The organism is Paracoccus albicereus, from assembly GCF_024359525.1.
GTDB classification, from domain to species: domain Bacteria; phylum Pseudomonadota; class Alphaproteobacteria; order Rhodobacterales; family Rhodobacteraceae; genus Paracoccus; species Paracoccus albicereus.
On record NZ_JAKZEU010000002.1, the window covers coordinates 769,353 to 789,806 of the forward strand.

At 64.8% G+C, this 20,454-nt stretch carries 18 protein-coding genes; 12 read left to right on the forward strand and 6 right to left on the reverse strand.

Annotated features, from left to right (window positions below):
* Positions 1–59 precede the first annotated feature (59 nt).
* From MLD63_RS07260 to MLD63_RS07270, 3 genes are read left to right on the forward strand one after another with little or no spacing between them, the layout of a single operon-like run.
* On the forward strand, positions 60–1,220 hold the full coding sequence (locus tag MLD63_RS07260; RefSeq protein ID WP_255329193.1) for an acyl-CoA dehydrogenase family protein: 1,161 nt from the start codon (positions 60–62) through the stop codon (positions 1,218–1,220).
* Entirely contained in the window at positions 1,220–2,101 is an 882-nt protein-coding gene (locus MLD63_RS07265; protein WP_255329194.1) for an HTD2 family dehydratase, read from the forward strand. The genes MLD63_RS07260 and MLD63_RS07265 overlap by 1 nt, the downstream gene beginning before the upstream one ends.
* A gap of 13 nt (positions 2,102–2,114) precedes the next feature.
* Entirely contained in the window at positions 2,115–2,501 is a 387-nt protein-coding gene (locus MLD63_RS07270) for a DUF1850 domain-containing protein (RefSeq protein ID WP_255329195.1), read from the forward strand.
* 11 nt (positions 2,502–2,512) lie between these two features.
* On the opposite strand, the gene MLD63_RS07275 is transcribed toward MLD63_RS07270, so the two are convergent.
* Complete coding sequence (locus tag MLD63_RS07275; protein WP_255329196.1) at positions 2,513–3,166, reverse strand: GntR family transcriptional regulator; 654 nt, start codon at positions 3,164–3,166, stop codon at positions 2,513–2,515.
* A 125-nt stretch (positions 3,167–3,291) separates the two neighbouring features.
* Between MLD63_RS07275 and dctP the strand changes: the two genes are divergently transcribed.
* The 9 genes from dctP to MLD63_RS07320 all read left to right on the forward strand — a co-directional run bounded on the left by dctP (position 3,292) and on the right by MLD63_RS07320 (position 14,897).
* Entirely contained in the window at positions 3,292–4,278 is a 987-nt protein-coding gene (dctP, locus tag MLD63_RS07280) for a TRAP transporter substrate-binding protein DctP (RefSeq protein WP_255329197.1), read from the forward strand.
* Positions 4,279–4,309: 31 nt separating this feature from the next.
* The gene (locus tag MLD63_RS07285) at positions 4,310–4,858 is read left to right on the forward strand and encodes a TRAP transporter small permease (RefSeq protein WP_255329198.1); all 549 of its coding nucleotides are present in this window, start codon (positions 4,310–4,312) and stop codon (positions 4,856–4,858) included.
* A complete protein-coding gene (locus tag MLD63_RS07290) occupies positions 4,858–6,174 on the forward strand; it encodes a TRAP transporter large permease (RefSeq protein ID WP_255329199.1) in 1,317 nt (438 codons plus the stop codon). The genes MLD63_RS07285 and MLD63_RS07290 overlap by 1 nt, the downstream gene beginning before the upstream one ends.
* Positions 6,171–7,493 carry a malonyl-CoA decarboxylase gene (locus MLD63_RS07295; protein WP_255329201.1) on the forward strand — a complete coding sequence of 441 codons (1,323 nt, stop codon included), beginning with the start codon at positions 6,171–6,173 and terminating at the stop codon, positions 7,491–7,493. Before MLD63_RS07290 ends, MLD63_RS07295 begins: the two co-directional genes overlap by 4 nt.
* Entirely contained in the window at positions 7,490–8,998 is a 1,509-nt protein-coding gene (locus tag MLD63_RS07300) for a malonate--CoA ligase (protein WP_255329202.1), read from the forward strand. Before MLD63_RS07295 ends, MLD63_RS07300 begins: the two co-directional genes overlap by 4 nt.
* A gap of 258 nt (positions 8,999–9,256) precedes the next feature.
* The gene (locus MLD63_RS07305; protein WP_255329203.1) at positions 9,257–10,345 is read left to right on the forward strand and encodes a trypsin-like peptidase domain-containing protein; all 1,089 of its coding nucleotides are present in this window, start codon (positions 9,257–9,259) and stop codon (positions 10,343–10,345) included.
* 3 nt (positions 10,346–10,348) lie between these two features.
* Positions 10,349–11,641 (forward strand): hypothetical protein, encoded by a 1,293-nt coding sequence (locus MLD63_RS07310; protein WP_255329204.1) that lies wholly within the window; start codon positions 10,349–10,351, stop codon positions 11,639–11,641.
* A gap of 11 nt (positions 11,642–11,652) precedes the next feature.
* Positions 11,653–13,398: a hypothetical protein gene (locus MLD63_RS07315; protein WP_255329205.1), complete on the forward strand. Its 1,746-nt coding sequence runs from the start codon at positions 11,653–11,655 to the stop codon at positions 13,396–13,398.
* A gap of 59 nt (positions 13,399–13,457) precedes the next feature.
* Positions 13,458–14,897: a hypothetical protein gene (locus tag MLD63_RS07320; RefSeq protein WP_255329206.1), complete on the forward strand. Its 1,440-nt coding sequence runs from the start codon at positions 13,458–13,460 to the stop codon at positions 14,895–14,897.
* Between the two features lie 12 nt (positions 14,898–14,909).
* Here MLD63_RS07320 and MLD63_RS07325 read toward each other — a convergent pair whose 3' ends face one another.
* The 5 genes from MLD63_RS07325 to kduI form a co-directional block, all read right to left on the reverse strand.
* The gene (locus MLD63_RS07325) at positions 14,910–15,953 is read right to left on the reverse strand and encodes a LacI family DNA-binding transcriptional regulator (RefSeq protein WP_255329207.1); all 1,044 of its coding nucleotides are present in this window, start codon (positions 15,951–15,953) and stop codon (positions 14,910–14,912) included.
* A 65-nt stretch (positions 15,954–16,018) separates the two neighbouring features.
* Positions 16,019–17,497 carry a UxaA family hydrolase gene (locus MLD63_RS07330; RefSeq protein WP_255329208.1) on the reverse strand — a complete coding sequence of 493 codons (1,479 nt, stop codon included), beginning with the start codon at positions 17,495–17,497 and terminating at the stop codon, positions 16,019–16,021.
* Entirely contained in the window at positions 17,490–18,926 is a 1,437-nt protein-coding gene (locus tag MLD63_RS07335; protein ID WP_255329209.1) for a mannitol dehydrogenase family protein, read from the reverse strand. The genes MLD63_RS07330 and MLD63_RS07335 overlap by 8 nt, the downstream gene beginning before the upstream one ends.
* The gene (gene kduD, locus MLD63_RS07340) at positions 18,904–19,629 is read right to left on the reverse strand and encodes a 2-dehydro-3-deoxy-D-gluconate 5-dehydrogenase KduD (protein ID WP_255329210.1); all 726 of its coding nucleotides are present in this window, start codon (positions 19,627–19,629) and stop codon (positions 18,904–18,906) included. Before kduD ends, MLD63_RS07335 begins: the two co-directional genes overlap by 23 nt.
* A complete protein-coding gene (gene kduI, locus MLD63_RS07345; protein ID WP_255329211.1) occupies positions 19,626–20,450 on the reverse strand; it encodes a 5-dehydro-4-deoxy-D-glucuronate isomerase in 825 nt (274 codons plus the stop codon). Before kduI ends, kduD begins: the two co-directional genes overlap by 4 nt.
* Positions 20,451–20,454 lie beyond the last annotated feature (4 nt).

Here is a 20,454-nt window from a genome sequence, read left to right on the forward strand (position 1 = left end):
ATCTGTTTGCTGTCACCTGCTTCAGCGGGCAAAGTGTGCGCGGGACGGGGGAGAATGCCATGCGACAGACCAGCGACCAGTTTCAGGATATCCGCGACGCGGTACGCGCGCTCTGTGCCGAGTTCCCTGACGAGTATCACCGCAAGATCGACGCCGAGCGCGGCTATCCCGATGAATTCGTCGATGCGCTGACAAAAGCCGGCTGGATGGCGGCACTGATCCCTGAGGAATATGGCGGCTCGGGCCTTGGCCTGACCGAGGCCAGCGTCATCATGGAGGAAATCAACCGCGCCGGTGGTAATTCCGGCGCATGTCACGGCCAGATGTACAACATGAACACGCTCGTCCGGCACGGCTCGGACGAACAGCGGCGACGCATCCTGCCCAAGCTCGCCTCCGGCGAATTGCGGTTGCAGTCGATGGGCGTGACCGAGCCGACGACCGGGACCGACACCACGCAATTGAAAACCACCGCCGTCAAAAAGGGCGATCGCTGGGTCATCAACGGGCAGAAGGTCTGGATCAGCCGGGTCCAGCATTCCGATCTGATGATCCTTCTGGCCCGCACCACGCCCCTGGCCGAGGTCAAGAAGAAGTCCGAGGGCATGTCGATCTTCCTTGTCGATATCAAGGAAGCGATCGGCAACGGGATGGAGGTGAAGCCCATCGCCAACATGGTCAATCACGAGACCAACGAGCTGTTCTTCGACAATCTTGAGATCCCGGAGGAAAACCTGATCGGCGAGGAGGGCAAGGGGTTCAAGTACATCCTGACCGGGCTGAACGCCGAACGCACGCTGATCGCGGCTGAATGCATCGGGGACGGCTACTGGTTGACAGACCGCGCCGCTGCTTATGCGAACGAGCGCGTGGTCTTTGGCCGTCCGATCGGCCAGAACCAGGGCGTGCAGTTCCCAATCGCCGAAGCCTTCATCGAGATCGAGGCGGCCAGCCTGATGAGGTTCGACGCGGCCCAGCGCTACGATTCCGGGCAGGATTGCGGGGCGCAGGCCAATATGGCGAAATACCTTGCCGCCAAGGCCAGCTGGGAGGCCGCAAACGCCTGCCTGCAGACCCACGGCGGCTTCGGCTTCGCCAATGAGTACGACATCGAGCGCAAGTTCAGAGAGACGCGTCTGTATCAGGTCGCCCCGATCTCGACCAACCTGATCCTGAGCTATGTGGCCGAACATGTGCTCGGCATGCCGAGGAGCTTCTGATGCGGCAACCGTCGCCTGATGAGCCGGCCAGCGAAGGTACCGCGCCACTCGATATCGAACACCTGCGCGAGTGGGTCGGTCGCGAAGAGACGGTGTCCGAGATGGTGACAGAGGCGCTGGTCAGCCGCTTTCGCGCGACGTTCGATCTGCCGGGCGATGCCCGCGCGGGCGAGGATGCGCCCTCCATGATCCACCTGTGTCTCGCGCCACCGACAGCACCGACGTCGGCGCTTGGCCCAGACGGGCATCCCGTCCGCGGCGGCTTCCTGCCGCCCGTGCCCCTGCCCCGCCGCATGTGGGCCGGCGGTGCCTTCACCTTCCACGGCACGATCAGGATCGGCGAGACCGTGACCCGGCACTCGACCGTACGCGATGTGACGGCAAAGCGCGGCCGCTTGGGGGATCTCTGCTTCGTCACCGTCGATCATCGCATCGAAAGCGATGGCCGCCTGGCGATCGAGGAGCGTCATGACATCGTCTATCGCGCTGCGAACTCGAAGGCGGGCACACCGCAGCCCTCAGGCGAAGCCGCACCGCATGGCACGTATCGCGTCGATATCGAGCCATCGGCCGCGCGGCTGTTTCGCTATTCAGCCCTGACCTTCAACGGTCACCGGATCCATTACGACAACCCTTACACGCGCGGGACCGAAGGTTATCCGGGACTGATCGTCCACGGTCCGCTTCAGGCCACGCAGCTTGTCCAGTTCGCCACGACAGTTCGGGGGATGCATCCGAAGCGGTTCGATTTCCGCTCGCTGTCGCCGCTCTTCGACATCGCGGACTACACGCTGAACGCCAGCGAGGATGACGACGGGCTGAAGCTTTGGACCTCCTACGCGGATGGACCGGTCGCAATGGACGCCCGCGCAACATGGTAGCCGCAGCGTCACGATGATGGTCTGCGTGGATACGGGGGTGACGATCCTGTCGGTGGCAACTTCGGCCTTTACGCTGGGGTGGAGCCATTCGGTCGAGCACACGCAATGGGTCGAGCGCTGGCAGGTCGAGGACGGGCAGTTGCACCTGATCGACGCGACGGTCCAGGGTTCCGGCGCAGGCATGACCATTCCGGACAACGCGGTCAAAGGCTCGGACGGCTGGACTTACACCGTCGATCCGCCGCTGCGCGTGCCAGAGCTTTTTCTGGCTGCGTCTGGCATGACCGATGGCGGTTGGACACTTTGCGCAAGCGAAGGCTGCCAGGAGATCGGGACCGAGGCGCAGGCAAACGGGCTGCGTATCTGGCCCGATGAGGATTGCGAGGCTTCGCCCGAGTGACGCAAGTCCGACTAGGACTGAGCAGAGCCGAACTGTGCCAGGAAGTCGGTGAAACGTTCGCCCTGAATCAGGATATGCGCGCGTTGCGCAGCCTCGGCTGCAACGGCGTCACCCGCTGCAATCGCGTTGACGATCGCGGCGTGTTCGGCCAGCGAATGATCCAGCCGTCGCGGCGCCCGCAACTGCTGGCGACGGTAGGGCGTCAGCCGCAAGTGCAAAGCCTCAGCCTGCTGGGCCAGGTACGCATTGCGCGAACCGTGATAGATCGCGATGTGGAATGCCCGGTTGGCGCCATAATAGGCCGAAAAGTCGCCCCGTCCGGCAGAGGCTTCACATTCGGTCAGCCAGCCGCGTAAGGTCTCGATCAGGGCTGCGTCTGCGCGACGCGCGCAGAGACGCGCGCACGCGCCCTCCAGTTCGGCCATCACTTCAAACATCTCGATCACGCGCCCGATGGACGGGTTCAAGACCTGTGTGCCACGTCTTGGTTTCAGCTCGACCAGACCGGATGCCGACAGACGCTGCAGCGCTTCGCGGACCGGCGTCCGCGAGACGCCGAACCGCTCTGCCAGCGCCGGCTCTTCAAGCCGCGTACCGGGCGGCAGGACACCCTCGACAATCTCTGTCTCAAGCTGCTCGCTGATCTCATCGGCCGCGCTGGCCATCGCCACCTCCTCGTGTGTGCATAATTATTGCTTGTGTATACACGGAAGTCGAGCGACAATCCGCGGCGGAGGATGGCACCTGCCTTTGCGCGGGCGTCGAGAGGACAATAGAGGAGGAGACAACGATGAAATCGACATGGTGTGCCCTGTTGGCACTGAGCGTGGCGCTGCCCGCAACCGCGGGGGCCGAGGTGCTAAAGGCCAGCCACCAGTTCCCGGGTGGAAAGGGTGATGCACGCGACGAAATGGTGCAGATGATCGCGAAGGACGTCGCCGATGCAGGCGTAGATCTTGAGATCCGCGTCTATCCGGGCGAGTCGCTTTACAAGGCGCGCGAACAGTGGAGCGCGCTGACCTCGGGCCAGCTGGACATGACGTCATTCCCGCTGGACTATGCCGCGGGTCGGGTGCCGCAGTTCAGCGTCACGCTGATGCCGGGGCTGGTGAAGAACCATGAACGCGCCGCGCGTCTGAACGATTCGCCCTTCATGGAAACCATCCACGGGCTGATCGAGGAGAACGGCGCGCTGGTCCTGTCGGACGCCTGGCTCGCCGGCGGCTTCGTCAGCAAGCAGAACTGCATCACCTCGCCCGAGACGATCTCGGGGCAGGTGACGCGCGCGGCCGGGCCTGCCTTCGAGCAGATGCTGGTCGGTGCCGGGGCGTCGATTTCTTCGATGCCGTCGTCGGAAATCTACACCGGCATGCAGACCGGGGTTCTGGATGCGGCCAACACCTCGTCGGGCTCGATGGTCAGCTACCGGTTGTTCGAGCAGGCCGAATGCCTAACCGCTCCGGGCGAAAACGCGCTGTGGTTCATGTACGAACCGGTCCTGATCTCGAAGCAGAAGTTCGAGCGTCTGACGCCGGAGCAGCAACAGGCGCTGATGGATGCGGGTCAGCGGGCCGAAGACTGGTTCGCCGAACAGGCAGCGGGTCTGGACACCAAGATGATCGAGACGTTCGAACAGGCCGGTGTCGAAGTGGCCGAAATGACGCCCGAGAATTTCGATGCCTGGCTCGCGATCGCTCAGGACACCTCGTACAAGGTCTTCGCCGATGAGGTCGATGGCGGCAAGGAACTGATCGATCAGGCGCTGGCGGTCGAATGAGCCGCACCCTCAAAATAGGACGGGGGCCGCGATGAGCGGCATCCTGCGAATCCTGAACAGCCTGGCCAAGCTCAGCGGCGTTCTTGCCATGATGCTGCTTGCCGCTGCGACGCTGGTCGTCACGCAGATGGTCTTTTCGCGCTACATCCTCGGCGCATCGACCGTCTGGCAGACCGAATTTGTAATCTATGCGACGACCGCCGCGATGATGCTGGGCAGCCCCTATGTCCTTGCGCTGAAGGGCCATGTCGGAGTCGATCTGCTCGTCGAGGCCGCAGGTCCCGGACTGCGACGCGTCTTCGCGCTGATCTCGGGCCTCGCCTCGCTGGCCTTTGTCGGGGCGCTGGCCTGGTCTGGGTTCGAGTTTCTTTACCACGCCGCCTCGCGCGGCTGGACCACGGACACGATCTGGGCCCTGCCCCTATGGATCCCGTTCTGGCCCGTTCCCTTCGCAATGGCGCTGATGGCGCTGCAACTGATCCTGCAGACGCTGATCGCGCTGACCGGCGGCGAGCTTGAGGTCGAAGGTCCGGTCTCGGCCGGTACGGTCACGGGCGATATGCCTGAAGGAGGTCGCTGATGTCGCCATCCATGGCAGGGATCGCCGTCCTCGTGACGATGCTGGTCCTTCTGGGCGCAGGCACGCCTATCGCATTTGCACTGGGCTTCGTCGCCGTAGCGGCGTTGGTCCTGTCCGAAGGCTTCGGTGCCATCGGTGGCATGTCCGAGACGTTCTTTGCCGGGCTCGCCAATTTCGGCATGGTCTCGGTCCCCATGTTCATCCTGATGGGCGCGGCCGTGGCGTCGAGCCCGGCAGGCAAGGACCTTTACGAAGCGCTGGACCGCTGGCTCTACCGCGTGCCGGGCGGGATGGTGATGTCGAATATCGGCGCCTGCGGGTTGTTCGCGGCGCTGTCGGGCAGCAGCCCCGCCACCTGCGCCGCGATCGGCAAGATGGGCATCCCCGAGATGACCAGCCGCGGTTACCCGAATTCGCTTGCGGCAGGGTCCATCGCGGCCGGCGGGACGCTGGGCATCCTGATCCCGCCTTCCGTCACGATGATCGTCTACGGCATCTCCACCGAAACATCGATCGGGCGGCTGTTCCTCGCCGGTCTCGTGCCAGGCCTGATGCTGGTCGTCCTGTTCATGGCCTGGGCCTTGTTCGATTGCTGGCGCAAGGGCATCGCGCTTGGCGACGTCACCCGACGCTACTCGCTGGCCGAGCGGCTGGAAAACCTGCCTCGCGTCCTGCCCTTCCTGCTGATCGTCGCGGCGATCCTGTTCGTCCTTTACGGCGGCGTCGCCACGCCGTCCGAGGCCGCGGGCACGGGCGCGCTGATCTGCATCCTGCTGGTCGCGATCATCTACCGGATGTGGCGCGCGGGACCGATGGTCGCGATCTTCCGCGACACGATCCGCGAGGCGGTGATGATCATGCTGATCATCGGCGCGGCGGAACTGTTCGCCTTCGCGTTGTCATCGCTTTACATCACCCAGACCGTGGCAGGCGGGATTGCCGGGCTCGAGGTCAATCGCTGGATCCTGCTCATCATCATCCAGCTGTTCCTGCTGGTTGCGGGCTTCTTCCTTCCGCCGGTCGCGATCATCCTGATGTCGGCGCCGATCCTGATGCCGATCCTCGATTCCGCGGGTTTCGATCCGTACTGGTTCGCGGTCATGCTGACGATCAACATGGAGATCGGGCTGATCACGCCACCGGTGGGCCTGAACCTCTACGTCATTAACGGGATCGCGCCGCAGATCACCCTGCGAGAGATCCTGATGGGCTCGCTGCCCTTCGTGGGGATGATGATCCTGGGCATGGTGCTGCTGGCGCTGTTTCCGCAGATCGCGCTGTTCTTGCCGAACCTGATCATGGGGCCTGCGCTGTGACGCTGACCGCACAGATCGTCGATCGGCTCAGCAGCCTCGTCGTCGGTTCGGGCTGGCGTCGCGGTAAGCCTGCACCCTCGACCGCGCCCGAGGCGCTGATCGAGGCCGCGCGCGCCCTGCCCGGCCTGCATTCCGAGACCCGCGTCGGGGCCGTCGCGGCAGAGATCCTCGCGGGCTATGGGGCACTGGACGATGATGCCAAGCGAGCCTTCTTCGCGGGGCTGCGGGACCATTTCGACCCGGATCACGGCGCGCTGGCCAAGGCTGCGCGTCGGTGGCTGGACAATGGCGGTCCGGGCGATCTGGAAAGCCTGTCGCGTATGGCAGAGCCGCCGCGGCAAGAGCTTCTGCGCCGGCTGAACACCGCACCGGGCGGCACCGCCCGGCTGGTGTCGATGCGCGCCGACCTGCTGCGCCTGACCGGGCGCGACAAGGCCTTCGCCCGCGTCGATGCCGATTTCCGCCACCTGCTGCGATCCTGGTTCAATCGTGGCTTTCTGCAACTGGTGCGGATCGACTGGCACAGCCCTGCCTTCCTGCTGGAAAAGCTGATCGAATACGAGGCTGTCCACGAAATACGCGATTTCCGCGACCTCCAGCGCCGCGTGCTGCCGGTGGATCGACGCTGCTATGCGTTCATGCATCCCGCGATGCCCGACGAGCCGCTGATCTTCGTCGAGGTGGCATTGACGGACGATCTGCCCGGATCGGTGCAGGCGCTGATCGACGAACACCGCGCGCCGATCGCGGCAGAGGATGCCGACACCGCCGTCTTCTATTCGATCTCGAATTGCCAGGCCGGACTGGCCGGGATCAGTTTCGGTAATCTGCTGATCAAGAACGTCGTCGCGGAACTGTCGCGCGAGCTGCCCGATCTCACGACCTTCGTCACGCTCTCACCGATCCCCGGCCTGCGTGCCTGGCTGGACGAGCGGGCAGCGGCCGGCGAAGTCGCGATCGCGGCGCTTCTGGCCGATCCCCAGCCCGTCTCGCTGGTCGCGCAGACATCGCGGTATCTGCTGCTAGCCAAGGACAGCAAGGGCCGCCCCCGCGATCCCGTGGCCCGCTTCCATCTGGGCAACGGCGCAGAGGCGCATCGCGTCATCGCGGGCGCCGACACGTCAGACCGCGGCACGAAGCAAAGCCTGGGAATGATGGTCAACTACCTCTACGACCGCCGCCGGATCGAGGCACAGCACGATGCCTTTACCGAGACCGGCGTGATCGCCGCGCCCAAGCGCCTGCAGGATCTGGCGCGCAAGACAGAGGCCGAGGCGGAACTGCCCGCAAAGGCCGGCAAGACGGACAGCAAGACATGACGAACAGCCTTTTCGACGCATTGATGGGCGATCACCGTGGCTCGGACCGCGATTTCCTGATCCTGCCAGATGGCGCCACGCTGACCTACGGCGACATCGACCGGATGTCGGCGAGGCTCGCAAACCTACTGGTGGCCGAAGGTGTCGCGCCGGGCGATCGGGTCGCCGTTCAGGTCGAGAAGTCGCCCGAGGCGCTCGCGCTGTTTCTCGCCACGATCCGGGCGGGCGCCGTCTTTCTACCGTTGAACACCGCCTACACCCCGGCCGAGATCGCCTATTTCATCAAGGATGCCGAACCAGCGTTCGTTGTCTGCGATCCCGCCCGAGCGGAACGTCGCGATGATTTCATGTCTGCGGGCGCACCCCTTCTGACGCTGGCGACCGACGGCACTGGCAGCCTGACCGAACGCGCCACCAACCAGTCCGAGCAGCACGATCCGGTCGCGCGGGCAGACGAGGATCTGGCGGCGATCCTGTACACGTCAGGGACGACCGGACGCTCGAAAGGCGCGATGCTGAGCCACCATAACCTCGCCTCGAACGCGGACACGCTGGCGGAGGCTTGGCACTTCACCGAAGACGACGTGCTGCTGCACGCGCTGCCCATCTTTCATACGCATGGCCTCTTCGTCGCCTCGAACGTGGTGATGCGGACGGGCGGGCGGATGATCTGGCTGCCCAAGTTCGACGCGGACACCGTGATCCGCCTTCTGCCGCAAGCGACCGCGATGATGGGGGTGCCGACCTTCTACACCCGCCTTCTGGATCATCCCGACTTCACCCGCGATCTGGTCGCAAATATACGGCTTTTCACGTCTGGCAGCGCGCCCTTGCTAGCAGAGACTCACCGTGCCTTCGAGGACCGCATCGGTCACCGCATCCTGGAACGCTACGGCATGACCGAGACGAACATGAACACCTCCAACCCCTACGATGGCGAGCGCCGTGCCGGCACGGTGGGCTTTCCGCTGCCGGGCGTAGATCTGCGCATCACCGCCGAAGACGGGACTGAGGTCGCGCAAGGCGAGATCGGCCAGATCGAAGTGCGCGGTGATAACGTCTTCATGGGCTACTGGCGGATGCCTGAAAAGACCGCCGAGGAGCTTGGCACGGACGGTTGGTTCAAGACCGGCGATCTCGGGATGGTCGATCCCGACGGGTATGTCGTGATCGTCGGACGGGGCAAGGATCTGATCATCTCGGGCGGGTTCAACATCTATCCGAAAGAGGTCGAGTTGCTGATCGACGAGATGCCAGGCGTTCTGGAAAGCGCCGTCATCGGCGTCCCGCATCCCGATTTCGGCGAAGGCGTGGTGGCCGTCGTGGCACGCGGAAGAGAGACCGAGCCTGATCCCGACGCGATCGTTGCGGGCCTCTCCGACCGGTTGGCAAAATTCAAGCAGCCCAAACGCGTCATCGTGCTGGATGAATTGCCGCGCAACGCGATGGGCAAGGTCCAGAAGGCCGCCTTGCGCGCCGACTACGCGGACCTGTTCACCAGCTGAACCCATCGACGTCGAGCCGTAGCCTGCGAAGCTGCAGATCCTCTTGAGGTCTGGAGTCGTCCTATTTTTCGGCGCTGTTCACCTTTTCTGTTAGCGCCTGATTTACAGGGATATTATTTTTATCTCATCCTCTGTTATTTTTTTTAGAGACAGCGTTACTAATAAATCATTGTCTTATTCACACGAGACGGTTGACTCGAATCGCGACATGCAACCATTTTTGTAAATCCAATCCGATTTCAGGGTCTTGGACGTCTCATGAGTGATTTGTCGCCGGACGATGCTGTTCGTTTGTCCAAGAGCCTTTCGCAGGCAGTTGACCTGCACGATCTGGAACAATTCGTCTGGCAGGCGACCGGCGACCGACTTTTTGTCGAATATGTCGGCCCCGGCCTTCCGTTGCGCAAAACGCTCGATCGACTGATCGAGGCTCTGGAACAGGACGGTACGACCGAACGCCTGGTGCAGGTCGTCTGGCGCGAGCGTCCGTTCAAGGCCGATCTGCGCCAGGTTCTCGCAGAGCTTTACCCCAATGTCGCGCAGACTGGCGCTGTCCCCAGCCCCGTCTTCGAGCTGCAATCCGGGGGCACGCCGCAGCAAGACGCACCACCACCGACGGCACCTGGATTGCAGCGGTTGATCCGGCCCAAATTGAAACAACTCGATATCCGGGCCTGGTACGACCGCATGGGCAAACTGATGCGCCAGGTCTGCCGCATCGAATTCGATCAGACAGGCGTCGGAACCGGCTTTCTTGTCGGCGACGGACGCGTTTTGACGAACTGGCACGTCGTCGACCAGATCCGCAGCCTTGGCGGCGCCGACCGGATGGCGGTGCGCTTCGACTATCACAAGGGCGCCGACGGGGACGAGCCGGGCGAGGTCATGGCGGTGCGAGAGGTGCTGGACGAACGACCCTGTGCGCCCAGCGAGATCGCAGGCCAAGCCGATGCCGAACCCGGCCCGGACGATCTGGATTACGCGCTGCTGTCACTGGACAAGCCGACTGGGGATCGCGGTTGGATCACGCTGCGCCAGCCCCCGCCCGTCGCGAAGGACGATCCGATCGTGATCGTGCAGCATCCCCAGGCCGCGACGATGAAATTTGCGCTCGACGACAGCGCGGTGGAAGGGTTCGTGCATCAGAACCGGCGTCTACGCTATCGCACCAACACCGAAGGTGGCTCGTCCGGATCGCCCTGCTTCAACTGGGATCTCGACCTGGTCGCCCTGCATCATTTGGGCGATCCGACCCTGACCGATCCGCAATACAATCAAGGGATTCCGATCGGCCTGGTGCTCGACAGCCTGAATGCGCGCGTTCCCGGCGCGATCGCTGAGGCCTAGGCGATGGGCGAGCATTTCATCGTCAACCGGCAGGCGGGCTCGGAATACGTGCTGCCCGGCTGCGACGTGCATCAGCTTCGCCTTGCCGTCGACACCCATCCCGGCCCCGTCGAGCCCGAAGAGGTGAATTTCGACCTCGCCCCCCAGGCTGTGTTCCGGCAATGTCTCGAAGCGGCGGACAACAAGGGCGGCGAGATCCTCGTCACCTCGATGCTGCTGCGGCTGATCGCCCTGCGCTGGCAGGAACGCGAAGCGACGACGAAACCGTCGAAGCTCGCGCTGGACATCCCCGATCTCCTGCGCCCGCAATCGAACCTCAGGGCCGAGATCGGTGCTTTCGTCCTGGCCTTCGACGATTTCGCCGCCCGTCTCTGCGCCCTGCCCAAGCCCTTGCCCAGCGGCACGCCGCCGAAGGTCGATGCGCTGATGCGCCACGCTTGCGAAAACCGGATGACTCTGCGGCAGATGCATGAAGGCATCCAGCAAATGGTGCAGCTCAAGCGCCTGCACGACGCCCTGCACAGCCTGCAAGTCATGGCCGAAATGCCGCAAGGCGACGGCGCGCAACCCCAATCCCTGCTCGACCTGATGGTCCGCCAGACGCGCGAGGCCATCGCAGGCCCGCTCGACGCGCTGAATGCCGGAGGGCAGAAATGCCTTGTCGACTGCCGCCGCGTGCTGGATCAGGCCCATGACCTGCTGCAGAAGAACGATCCGGGCAGCGACACCTTTGCGATGCACTGCCTACGCCTGCTGTTCCGGACAGAGATGACACGGCTGGATCGGCTGCTGTTCACCGCCGTGTCGAATTGGCCATTACGCGCGCTGATCATGCTGATGGAACGCGGGGCGGACATCGATTTCAACTACGACCGGGTGATCGCGGTCTCGCTTCACAACAACCTGCTGCGGCGCATCCTCGCCCATTCGGTCTGGCAGGATGTCGATTTCCGTCTTTACGCGATGGAGGACATCCTGCGCCGTGAGCAGCAGGGTTGGTTCGTCGAACTGCTGCCCCACGCGCAGAGCGTCCACTTCATGCTTCGCAAGTTGAACGCCGTCGCGGATGGGCAGCCTGCGCTGACGGCAGAACTTCTGGGCGCGCTGGAGGCGTTTGAGGCCAGCGAAGGTCCTGACGGTTCGGCGCGTATTCAGGCGGCCGTGGCCCATCTCGCCCCAGTCGTTCGTCGGCGTTTTCACGAAGTCGATCGGCAGCTCAAGGCGGATTTCGACCGTTTCCTCTCGCTGGGCGCGACCCTAGACGACGTGGTCGGCTGGCTGCCGATCGCGATCTGAAGGGGATGGCGATGCAAAGCGGACGCAAGCTGCCCCCCGAGATCCAGACGCTGATCGATCGTGAGCGCGCGCTGCCCCCGCTAGGCGCCGACCCTGCGGCGCTGGACGCGCACCGCGCGCTGTTGCAGGACGTGATCGCGGCCGGCGGCGAGGTGCCCGAGGGTCCGGGCCGCGACGCGCTGAGCGAGCTGATGTACCGGCTGGCAAGCGGCATCCTGGTCGAGACGGGAACGCAGATCGACACACCGGTGCTGGCGGCCTTCGACGCGAGTCGTCAGCGCGACGTCCCGCCGGACCCCGAGCCCGCACCGGATGCCACGCCTGCACCGCCCAGCCCGAAGCACCATCGCAAGGCAAGTCGCAAGGGCGATGCCAGAACGACGCCGATCGACGATCCCGAAGCGGAACAGAACCGCGCCTTCGAGCTGGTCCGCTGGGGCGCGATGGCACGTCAATGGCGTCAGGCCGAAAGCGAGGGGCGACCTTCTGGCGGGATGCTGCTCGGCGGCGATTCCATCGCCGAGGCGGAAGCATTCGCCGCGGACGATTCCGACATCGCGGCCTTTGTCAGGGCCAGTCGCGCGCATGGCGACAAGCGGCGGCGCCGGGCCTGGGCTACGTCGCTGGTCGCATGCTCGATCCTCGCTGCCGTCGTGACCGTCGGGCTGATGCAGATCCGGTTTCAGCGTCAGCTCGCGTTGAACGAAGAGCTTCGCGCGCAGACGGCCGAGGCGCAGGCATCCGAATTGCGCAACAAGACGCTCGCTGCGCTGCAGGCCGTTTCGGACCGCAATATCGAGCCTTTGCGCGATCTTCTTCTTGAACGGGTCGGCGAACAAGGACAGGCTGCGGTCGATCTGCTGACGATCCGCCAGATCGCCCAGCTTCCCGACGCCGACGCGGCAACCGTGCTCGCCTCGGCCAGCGCCTATCAGGAAGCGGCGGCCACGCCGGGCAACCAGATGCAGCCTGTCGACCCTATCCCTCAAGGCGGCTCGCCGTCGTGGGACGCATTGGTCGCGGCGTTCGAGCCGGCCTGGGCGACGATCGAGGGGGCTGGATTGTCGCCGTCGCTGGAAATGGCCGCAGCTGACACCGAGCCCATGGTTCGCCCCGAACCTCCGGCAGAAACGGCAAGCCCGACCACCCTCGCCCGTCTCGCGGACCTGTGGGATCTGGGTCAGACTTGTAGCGGTGCGATGTGGCTGGGCAATGCAGATCAGTCTCAGGTGATGAACGTGGCCGAAGTCGGGCGGATCGAACCGGGTCAGATGGTCACCATCGCGATCCCGGGTGCTATCAACATGCGTGCGGGACTGCCGACCGGCGACTATGCCCTCCAACCCGTGAAGGGGGTGATCCCGAACGGCGCCCGCATTCGCGTCGACGGGGCGCCCGTTCCGTTCCAGCGCGACGGCAAGCAGCGTTACTGGGCGCCCGTGACCGTCCCGCGTCAACATTGCAGCACCGTCTTCGTGCAATATGACGGCGACACGGTTCCCCTGCGCGTCCAGCAAACACTGGAGACGATCACCGCGCAGGGCTTCATTGCGCCCAAGGCCGAGCGGACGCCCTCGGCCCGCGGACTGTCGGAAATCCGATATTTTCACCAGGACGATGCGCCGCTGGCCCAGCAGGTCGCCAATGCGCTGGTCGATGCCGGCGTGACGGGCAGCGTCGCAATGGTGCCGCTCTACGACAGCAAGTTCGCCGCGGACGAGGGCGTGATGGAGGTCTGGCTCGACCTTGGCGCCTGATCGATTGAACTGATCCGAACCGGCCGGCGCAGCCGCGCCACCAACAGGGAAGCTTGATGATGACCGAACAGATCACGCGAACCGAGTTCGAACGGATGCTGATGGACCCCGATGTGCCGGACAGCGCGCTGCGCCCTTATGTCATGATCGATCCGCTGGAAAGCCAGGCCTTGCAGCCCAGCGTCGTCGTGAACCCCGATCGTGTCGCGGCGGGTGGCCTGGAGTCGGCGATGGCGCTCGGCTCGCTGAACAAGGTCGCCCGCTGGCGTCGCAATCAGCGCTATCGCGCCCGCGTCGCCAAGGGCTGGTCGGGCCCCAAGGTGGTGGCCGAAGGTGACAGCTGGTTCCAGTATCCGCTGCTGCTGGACGACGTGATCGACCATCTGTCGGACCGCTGGGCCATCTATGACAACAGTGCGGCTGGCGATCTGCTTCGCGACATGGCGCGACAGGACGAGATCGGCGTCTCGGTCCGCAGCGAGAAACCCGATTACCTGCTGCTGTCAGGCGGCGGCAACGACGTGCTTGGCGGCGGCAGTCTGGAACGGCACGTCGCAAGCTTCAAGGCAGGGCTTCGCCCCGAAGACTATGTTCAGGACACGTTCGACGCGCTGCTGTCGTCGACCATGCGCATCTACGCCGACATCATCGAAACGGGGCTGAGCGCGGGCGCGGGCAAGGTCGTCTGCCACTGCTACGATTACGCGCTGCCCAATTCCGGACGCTGGCTTGGACGGCCGCTGGCCAAGCTGGGCATCAACGACCCGGGCCTGCAACGCGCGATCCTGCACATCCTGATCGACCGTTTCCACGACAGCCTGATCGTGATGGCCCGGAAGTTCGGCGGGCGCGTCCGGATCGCCGACACGCGAAGGACCGTCGATCCCGGCAACTGGTATGACGAGTTGCATCCAACCAGCGTCGGCTATGCCGGACCAGCGCAGAAGATCCGAGCTGCTGCAAATGCTGGCGGCGGCCTGGAGAGTGTGGACGTGATCGTTCCGAAACCTGTCGAGCGTCCGCTGGATGTTGCGGATACCGAAGCCGTCTCACGTCTTCTGGACACGTCCGAGGATCGGCTGCTGGACGAGCTTGGCCGCAGGCAGACGATCCTCGAACTCGATCCCGGAGCCGCCGACACCCTATCGCTGGAACTGACGACGGGCGGCGTCGAAGGGGTGGGCGATGTCTTCCGCAAGCTGGGCGGGCGGGTTCTGGCGCGCCAGCAACGCGAACTTTACGCCCTGCTTTGCGGCGATGATCCTGCCACAAAGGGCGAGCGCGAGAAGCTGCGCGGCGCACTGAACCTGTCGGACACCGCGCTGACCGGCGCACTGGCCGCCGCAATGATCGCGGTCGGCTGCCCGCCTTTCGTCGCGCCGCTGATCGCCGCGGTGATCGTGCGTCGCGGCATCTATCCGGCCTACGAGGAAACCTGCCGGCTATGGGGCGAAAGCATCGCTGCAGACGATCAGAAAGCGGCCGCACCCGCGCCCTGAGGAGTCTGACCGTCAGGCAGGCGCGCCGCAGCTTTCCCTGACGACCAGTTCGACCGGGACCAGCCTGACCTCGCCTGCATCGGGCGGGGTCTTGGAAACCGCCGCATTATCCAGCCGTTCGCGCAACATCTCGGCCGCGATGCGACCCAGGCTCGGCCGATCCTGCCGGATCGTCGTCAGCGCGGGAATGTAGAACTCGGCGAAGTCTATGTCGTCGAAGCCGATCACCGATATGTCCTGCGGCACACGGATGCCAGCGGCCTGCAGGGCCGCGATCAGCCCGAAGGCCATCGCATCGGATGCACAGAAGACGGCACTCGGCCGATCCTCGCCCGTCAGCGCCAGGATACGCCCGGCTGCCTCACGCCCCGAGGTCAGTGAGAAATCGCCCCGGATGATCCAGTCGGGCCGCGACGGCAGATCCAACTCGGCCCGCGCGGCCAGAACGCCCTCGCGCCGCGCCTGCGTCAGCACGTTGTCGGCGGGACCGGTGACATGGGCGATGCGCCTGTGCCCCAGCCCGTGAAGATAGCGGATCGCCATGCCCGCGCCGGCAACGTTGTCGGACCGGACCGATGGCAGCGGCGCATCCGCGACCCATTCGCAGGCGCAGACGAAACGATCCGACAGATCGTGCCGCGTCAGCTGCTGCAACGCCGCTTTGGAAATCGCTCCGTCAAGCGAGATCATCCCGTCGATCCGCGCATCGAGGAAATATTCGGCCAGTCCATGACCGGCACCAGACAGGTTCGCCGTGTCGAGGATCAGGACCGAATAGGCGCTGCCCGCGAAGCCTTCGGCCAGACCCGACAGGATCTGCGAGAAGAACGGATTGCCCAGATTGGGCACCAGAACCAGGATCGCGCCCGCCCGCTGCTTACGCAGGTTCCGCGCCGCCTGGTTGACCCGATAGCCGGTGGCGCGGATCGCGGCGAACACCGTCTCGCGCGTGCTGTCCGACAGAAGGTCAGGGTTCGACAGGGCACGGCTGACCGTCGCCGTGGACACCCCGGCCGCACGCGCCACATCCTGAATACGGGCGGCCCGCTGCGCCATCGCGTCTCTCCCCCGGCCTCGCACTTGCGAGAGTAGGGCTGTAATCGTTTACAGACAAGCGGAGTTCAGACCACCGCGCCGATCTGCCATGGCACGAACTCGTTGTCACCCAGCCCCAATGCCTCGCTGCGGCTAGGCTGGCCGGATGCCGTCGTCAGGATGAGATCGACGATCTCGCGCGCCTTGTCGGCGAGGCTGACCCCGTCCGACAGGATATCGCCGCAATTCAAGTCCATGTCGTCGGGCATCGCGCGGAACAGCGCGTTGTTCGTGGCCAGCTTCAGCGTCGGGGCGGGTTTGGAGCCGAAGGCGGATCCGCGCCCGGTGGTGAACACGATCAACTGCGCCCCGCCGGCGATCTGACCCGTGGCCGAAACCGGATCATAGCCGGGCGTGTCCATGAAGTTCAGGCCCGGCGCGGTGATCGGCTCGGCATAATCCAGCACGGCTTCCAGCGGCGCTTGCCCGGCCTTGGCGACGGCGCCCAGCGATTTTTCAAGGATCGTGGTCAGCCCGCCCGCCTTGTTGCCGGGGCTGGGATTGTTGTCGAGCGACGCGCCGTTCTTCGCGGTATAGTCGCGCCACCATGCGATCCGTTCCAGCAGCTTGTCGGCCACCTTTGGGCTGGCGGCGCGGTCCAGAAGCAGGCGTTCGGCGCCGTAGATCTCGGGTGTCTCGGACAGCACGACCGATGCGCCCTGCGCGGCCAGCATGTCGCTGGACAGCCCAAGCGCGGGATTGGCGGTGATCCCGGAAAACCCGTCCGAGCCCCCGCATTGCAGCCCGATCCTCAGGGCCGAGACGGCGGCCGGCGCGCGTGTCACGTCGTTCACCGCCGGAAGCAGATCGCGGACCCGCGCCTTGATCGCGTCGATGGTCCGCCGCGTGCCGCCGTTGTCCTGGATGGTCAGCCCGTGGAAGTGTGCGGCCTCACCCAGGTCCTGTTTCATCCGGGCGATCTGCATCACCTCGCAGCCGAGGCCCACGAACAAGGCAGCACCGACATTGGGATGACCTGCATGCCCTGTCAGAACACGCTGCAGCGCAAGCCAGCCGGGCCCGCTGTCGGCCATTCCGCAGCCAGAGCCATGCGCGAAAGCGACGACGCCATCGACATTCGGAAACGGCTCGAGCGCACCTTCGATGCGCAGTTCTTCAGCCGCGCGCCGGATGACCGTGGCCGAACAGTTCACGGTCGACACCAGCGCGACAAAATTACGCGTGCCGACCTGCCCGCCTGCGCGGTGATAGCCTTGGAAGGTCAGTCCGTCGCGGGGATGCGCGGCCAGCGCCGCCCGAGCCTCGGCCAGCGCGGCACCGGGACGATAGTCCGACCCATGTTCGCCAAAGGCGCAATTGTGGCTGTGGACATGGTCGCCCGCCAAGATGTCCGTCGTCGCGAATCCGATGATCTGGCCGAATTTCAGGATCGGCGCGCCCTTCGCGATCGCCTGCCGCGCGATCTTGTGACCAGCCGGCGCGATGCCCTTTTCGGTCAGGATCGCGACATTGTCCGACTCGTTCAGGATCAGCGGTTCACGCATCGCCTCGCCGCGCGACGCTGGCGCGCGCCCCGTCCGAGATCAGGCCCGCCAGCGCCTCGGTCAGCGCGCGGGCAAAGCCGTCATCATCGCGCAGCACCGCCGGGAACACCTCGCTCAGCGCAAGCATGTTTCGAACCGTGTTGGCAGGATCGTCAGTCCATTGCGCCGCGAGCTTGTCGGCCAGAGGGTCCTTGACCTCGATCGCTTTCCCCTTCTCGTCGCGACCCGAAACGTAGCGAATCCACCCCGCAACCGCCAGCGTGAGGCCGGACATGTCACGTCCCGCGGCACGACCTTCGGCAATCGTCCCAAAGATGCGCTGCGGCAGCTTCTGGCTGCCATCCATCGCGATCTGCCATGTCCGGTGACGAATGCCGGGATTGGCGTATCGGTCGTGCAGCGCATCGGCATAGCCCGCCAGATCAACGCCGGGCGGCGGCGTCAGGACGGGAATGATCTCGTCCCGCCACAGCCTGCGCACGAAATTCGAAAAGACCGGATCGGCGATGGTCTCGGCGATCGTTTCGTGTCCCGCCAGGTAGCCCAGATAGGCGAGGCTGGAATGTGTGCCGTTCAGCATACGCAGCTTCATGTGCTCGAACGGAGTCACATCGGCGACCATCTCGACGCCGACCTTCTCGAAGGCCGGGCGCGGACCGCAGAAGTCGTCCTCGATCACCCATTGCCGGAACGGCTCGTGCATCACCGCCGCGTCGTCGCGGATGCCGGTCGCTGCCTCCAACCGGTCGAGATCGGCATCGGTCGTCGCCGGCGCGATGCGGTCCACCATCGTCGATGGAAATGCGCCTTCGCTTTCGATCCAGTCGGCCAACGCCGGATCGATCAGCCGCGCGAGGTCCAGAACGACGCCGCGAACGACGCGGCCGTTTTCAGGCAGGTTGTCGCAGCAGAGAACGGTAAAGGGCGGATGTCCCGCATCACGCCGCGCCTGCAGCGCGCGGACCAGAAAGCCCGGCGCCGATTTCGGCAACGGGATTCTCAGATCATGCCGGATGTCGGGGTGATCCCGGTTCAGCCGGCCGGTGGCCGGTTCGTGGCAATAGCCTTTCTCGGTGACTGTGAGGCTGACGATATGGGTCGTCGGCGCGGCCATCGCGTCCAGCACCGCCCTCGCATCCTCTGGCGCGACAAGGACGTCGCGCAACACTTCGACGATCCGTGGCGTCTCACCGTCGGGACCAAGCTCGACCGCCGTGTAGGCCCAGCCCTGCGGTTTCAGCCGATCCCGTGTACCCGGCGATTGCAGCGAGACGCCGATGATCCCCCAATCGCCGCCCTCGGCTTCCATGGCCTCTGCCACGTAAACGGCCCCATGCGCACGGAAAAACGCGCCGAGTCCCAGATGGACGATACCGGCGGACGCGCTGGATGGTTCGCGATGAAGTCTATCTGGCAAGCCAGCCTCCATCGACGTTCAGCACAGCACCGTTGATGTAGTCCGAGGCCGGTGCGGCAAGAAATACGGCGGTCTGCGCGATGTCCTCGGGCTGGCCCCAGCGACCAGCCGGGATGCGGTCGAGGATGGCCTTCGAGCGGTCGGGATCGGCGCGCAGCGCCTCGGTGTTGTTCGTCTCGATATAGCCCGGCGCAATGGCGTTCACGTTCAGCCCGCGCGCGGCCCATTCATTCGCCATCAGCTTGGTCAGCCCCGCGACGCCATGCTTGCTGGCCGTGTAGGACGGCACGCGGATGCCGCCCTGAAACGACAGCAGCGATGCGATGTTGACGATCTTGCCCACCCCTCGCGGCAGCGCGGCTTTGGCAAAGGCCTGACACGTGAAGAACAGCGCCTTCAGGTTCACGTCGATGACGTCGTCCCAGTCGGCTTCCGAGAAATCGACGGCATCCTCGCGCCGGATGATGCCGGCGTTGTTCACGAGAATATCGATCCGCTCGGATGAGAAGACATCGCGGGCTGCCATCGGATCGGCGAAATCCAGATGCAGCGCGCGACCGGAGCCCATCATCGCAACCGTCTCTGCACAATCGCTGCGCCCCGCCGCGATCACCTCGGCCCCTGCGCCCGCCAGCGCGACCGCGATAGCCTGGCCGATGCCGGTGTTCGCACCGGTGACAAGCGCGGTGCGTCCGTCCAGAGAAAACGCGTTCATTTGAGGTCCTTCGGCTGGCAGAAATCCATGTCGGTGTAATCGACATTGTCACCCGCCATCGCCCAGATGAACGTGTAGCCCCCGATCCCCGCGCCGGAATGGATTGACCACGGCGGAGAGATCACCGCCTGCTCGTTCGCGACGAACATATGACGGGTCTGCGTCGGCTCGCCCATCAGATGCAGCACGCGGCTTTCCTCGTCCATGCCGTGATACAGATACGCTTCCATCCGCCTGTCGTGGACATGGGCCGGCATGGTGTTCCAGACCGAGCCGTCCTCGAGCGTCGTGTAGCCCAGAACCAGCTGGCAGCTTTCCATGACCAGTGGGTGGATGAATTGGCGGATGGTGCGCTTGTTGCTGGTCTCGTCCGCGCCCATCTTGACCTCTTTTGCCTCGCCGACCGTGATCAGGCGCGACGGGAAGGTCCGGTGTGCAGGGGCCGAGGTGATGTAGAACCGTCCATGCCCCGAAAACGTCACCGCGCCGCTGCCCATGCCGAGGTAGAGGACATCGCCCTTCTCCATATCCCAGCCGTCGCCGCCGGCTTCGACCCGGCCGGCGTCGCCGATGTTAACGATCCCCATTTCGCGCCGTTCCAGGAAGGTGTCGGTCTTGGTCTCCTCTATCCGGTCGAGGGTCAGGCTTCCGCCAGCAGGCACCGCACCCCCGACCACGAAGCGGTCGTAGTGGGTATAGACCAGCCGGATCTCGCCCTCGGTGAACAGGCCTTCGGCCAGGAAGTGGCGTCGTAGTTCATCGGTGTCCATGCCCTTGGCGTGGTCCTGATGGATCGCGTGACGGGTCTCGACATGGGTCATGGAA

Coding starts and splice junctions, on each gene's coding strand:
- MLD63_RS07260 (WP_255329193.1), top strand. CDS start 60: ATGCGACAGACCAGCGACCAGTTTCAGGATATCCGCGACGCGGTACGC.
- MLD63_RS07265 (WP_255329194.1), top strand. CDS start 1,220: ATGCGGCAACCGTCGCCTGATGAGCCGGCCAGCGAAGGTACCGCGCCA.
- MLD63_RS07270 (WP_255329195.1), top strand. CDS start 2,115: ATGATGGTCTGCGTGGATACGGGGGTGACGATCCTGTCGGTGGCAACT.
- MLD63_RS07275 (WP_255329196.1), bottom strand. CDS start 3,166: ATGGCCAGCGCGGCCGATGAGATCAGCGAGCAGCTTGAGACAGAGATT.
- dctP (WP_255329197.1), top strand. CDS start 3,292: ATGAAATCGACATGGTGTGCCCTGTTGGCACTGAGCGTGGCGCTGCCC.
- MLD63_RS07285 (WP_255329198.1), top strand. CDS start 4,310: ATGAGCGGCATCCTGCGAATCCTGAACAGCCTGGCCAAGCTCAGCGGC.
- MLD63_RS07290 (WP_255329199.1), top strand. CDS start 4,858: ATGTCGCCATCCATGGCAGGGATCGCCGTCCTCGTGACGATGCTGGTC.
- MLD63_RS07300 (WP_255329202.1), top strand. CDS start 7,490: ATGACGAACAGCCTTTTCGACGCATTGATGGGCGATCACCGTGGCTCG.
- MLD63_RS07305 (WP_255329203.1), top strand. CDS start 9,257: ATGAGTGATTTGTCGCCGGACGATGCTGTTCGTTTGTCCAAGAGCCTT.
- MLD63_RS07310 (WP_255329204.1), top strand. CDS start 10,349: ATGGGCGAGCATTTCATCGTCAACCGGCAGGCGGGCTCGGAATACGTG.
- MLD63_RS07315 (WP_255329205.1), top strand. CDS start 11,653: ATGCAAAGCGGACGCAAGCTGCCCCCCGAGATCCAGACGCTGATCGAT.
- MLD63_RS07320 (WP_255329206.1), top strand. CDS start 13,458: ATGACCGAACAGATCACGCGAACCGAGTTCGAACGGATGCTGATGGAC.
- MLD63_RS07325 (WP_255329207.1), bottom strand. CDS start 15,953: ATGGCGCAGCGGGCCGCCCGTATTCAGGATGTGGCGCGTGCGGCCGGG.
- MLD63_RS07330 (WP_255329208.1), bottom strand. CDS start 17,497: ATGCGTGAACCGCTGATCCTGAACGAGTCGGACAATGTCGCGATCCTG.
- MLD63_RS07335 (WP_255329209.1), bottom strand. CDS start 18,926: ATGGAGGCTGGCTTGCCAGATAGACTTCATCGCGAACCATCCAGCGCG.
- kduD (WP_255329210.1), bottom strand. CDS start 19,629: ATGAACGCGTTTTCTCTGGACGGACGCACCGCGCTTGTCACCGGTGCG.
- kduI (WP_255329211.1), bottom strand. CDS start 20,450: ATGACCCATGTCGAGACCCGTCACGCGATCCATCAGGACCACGCCAAG.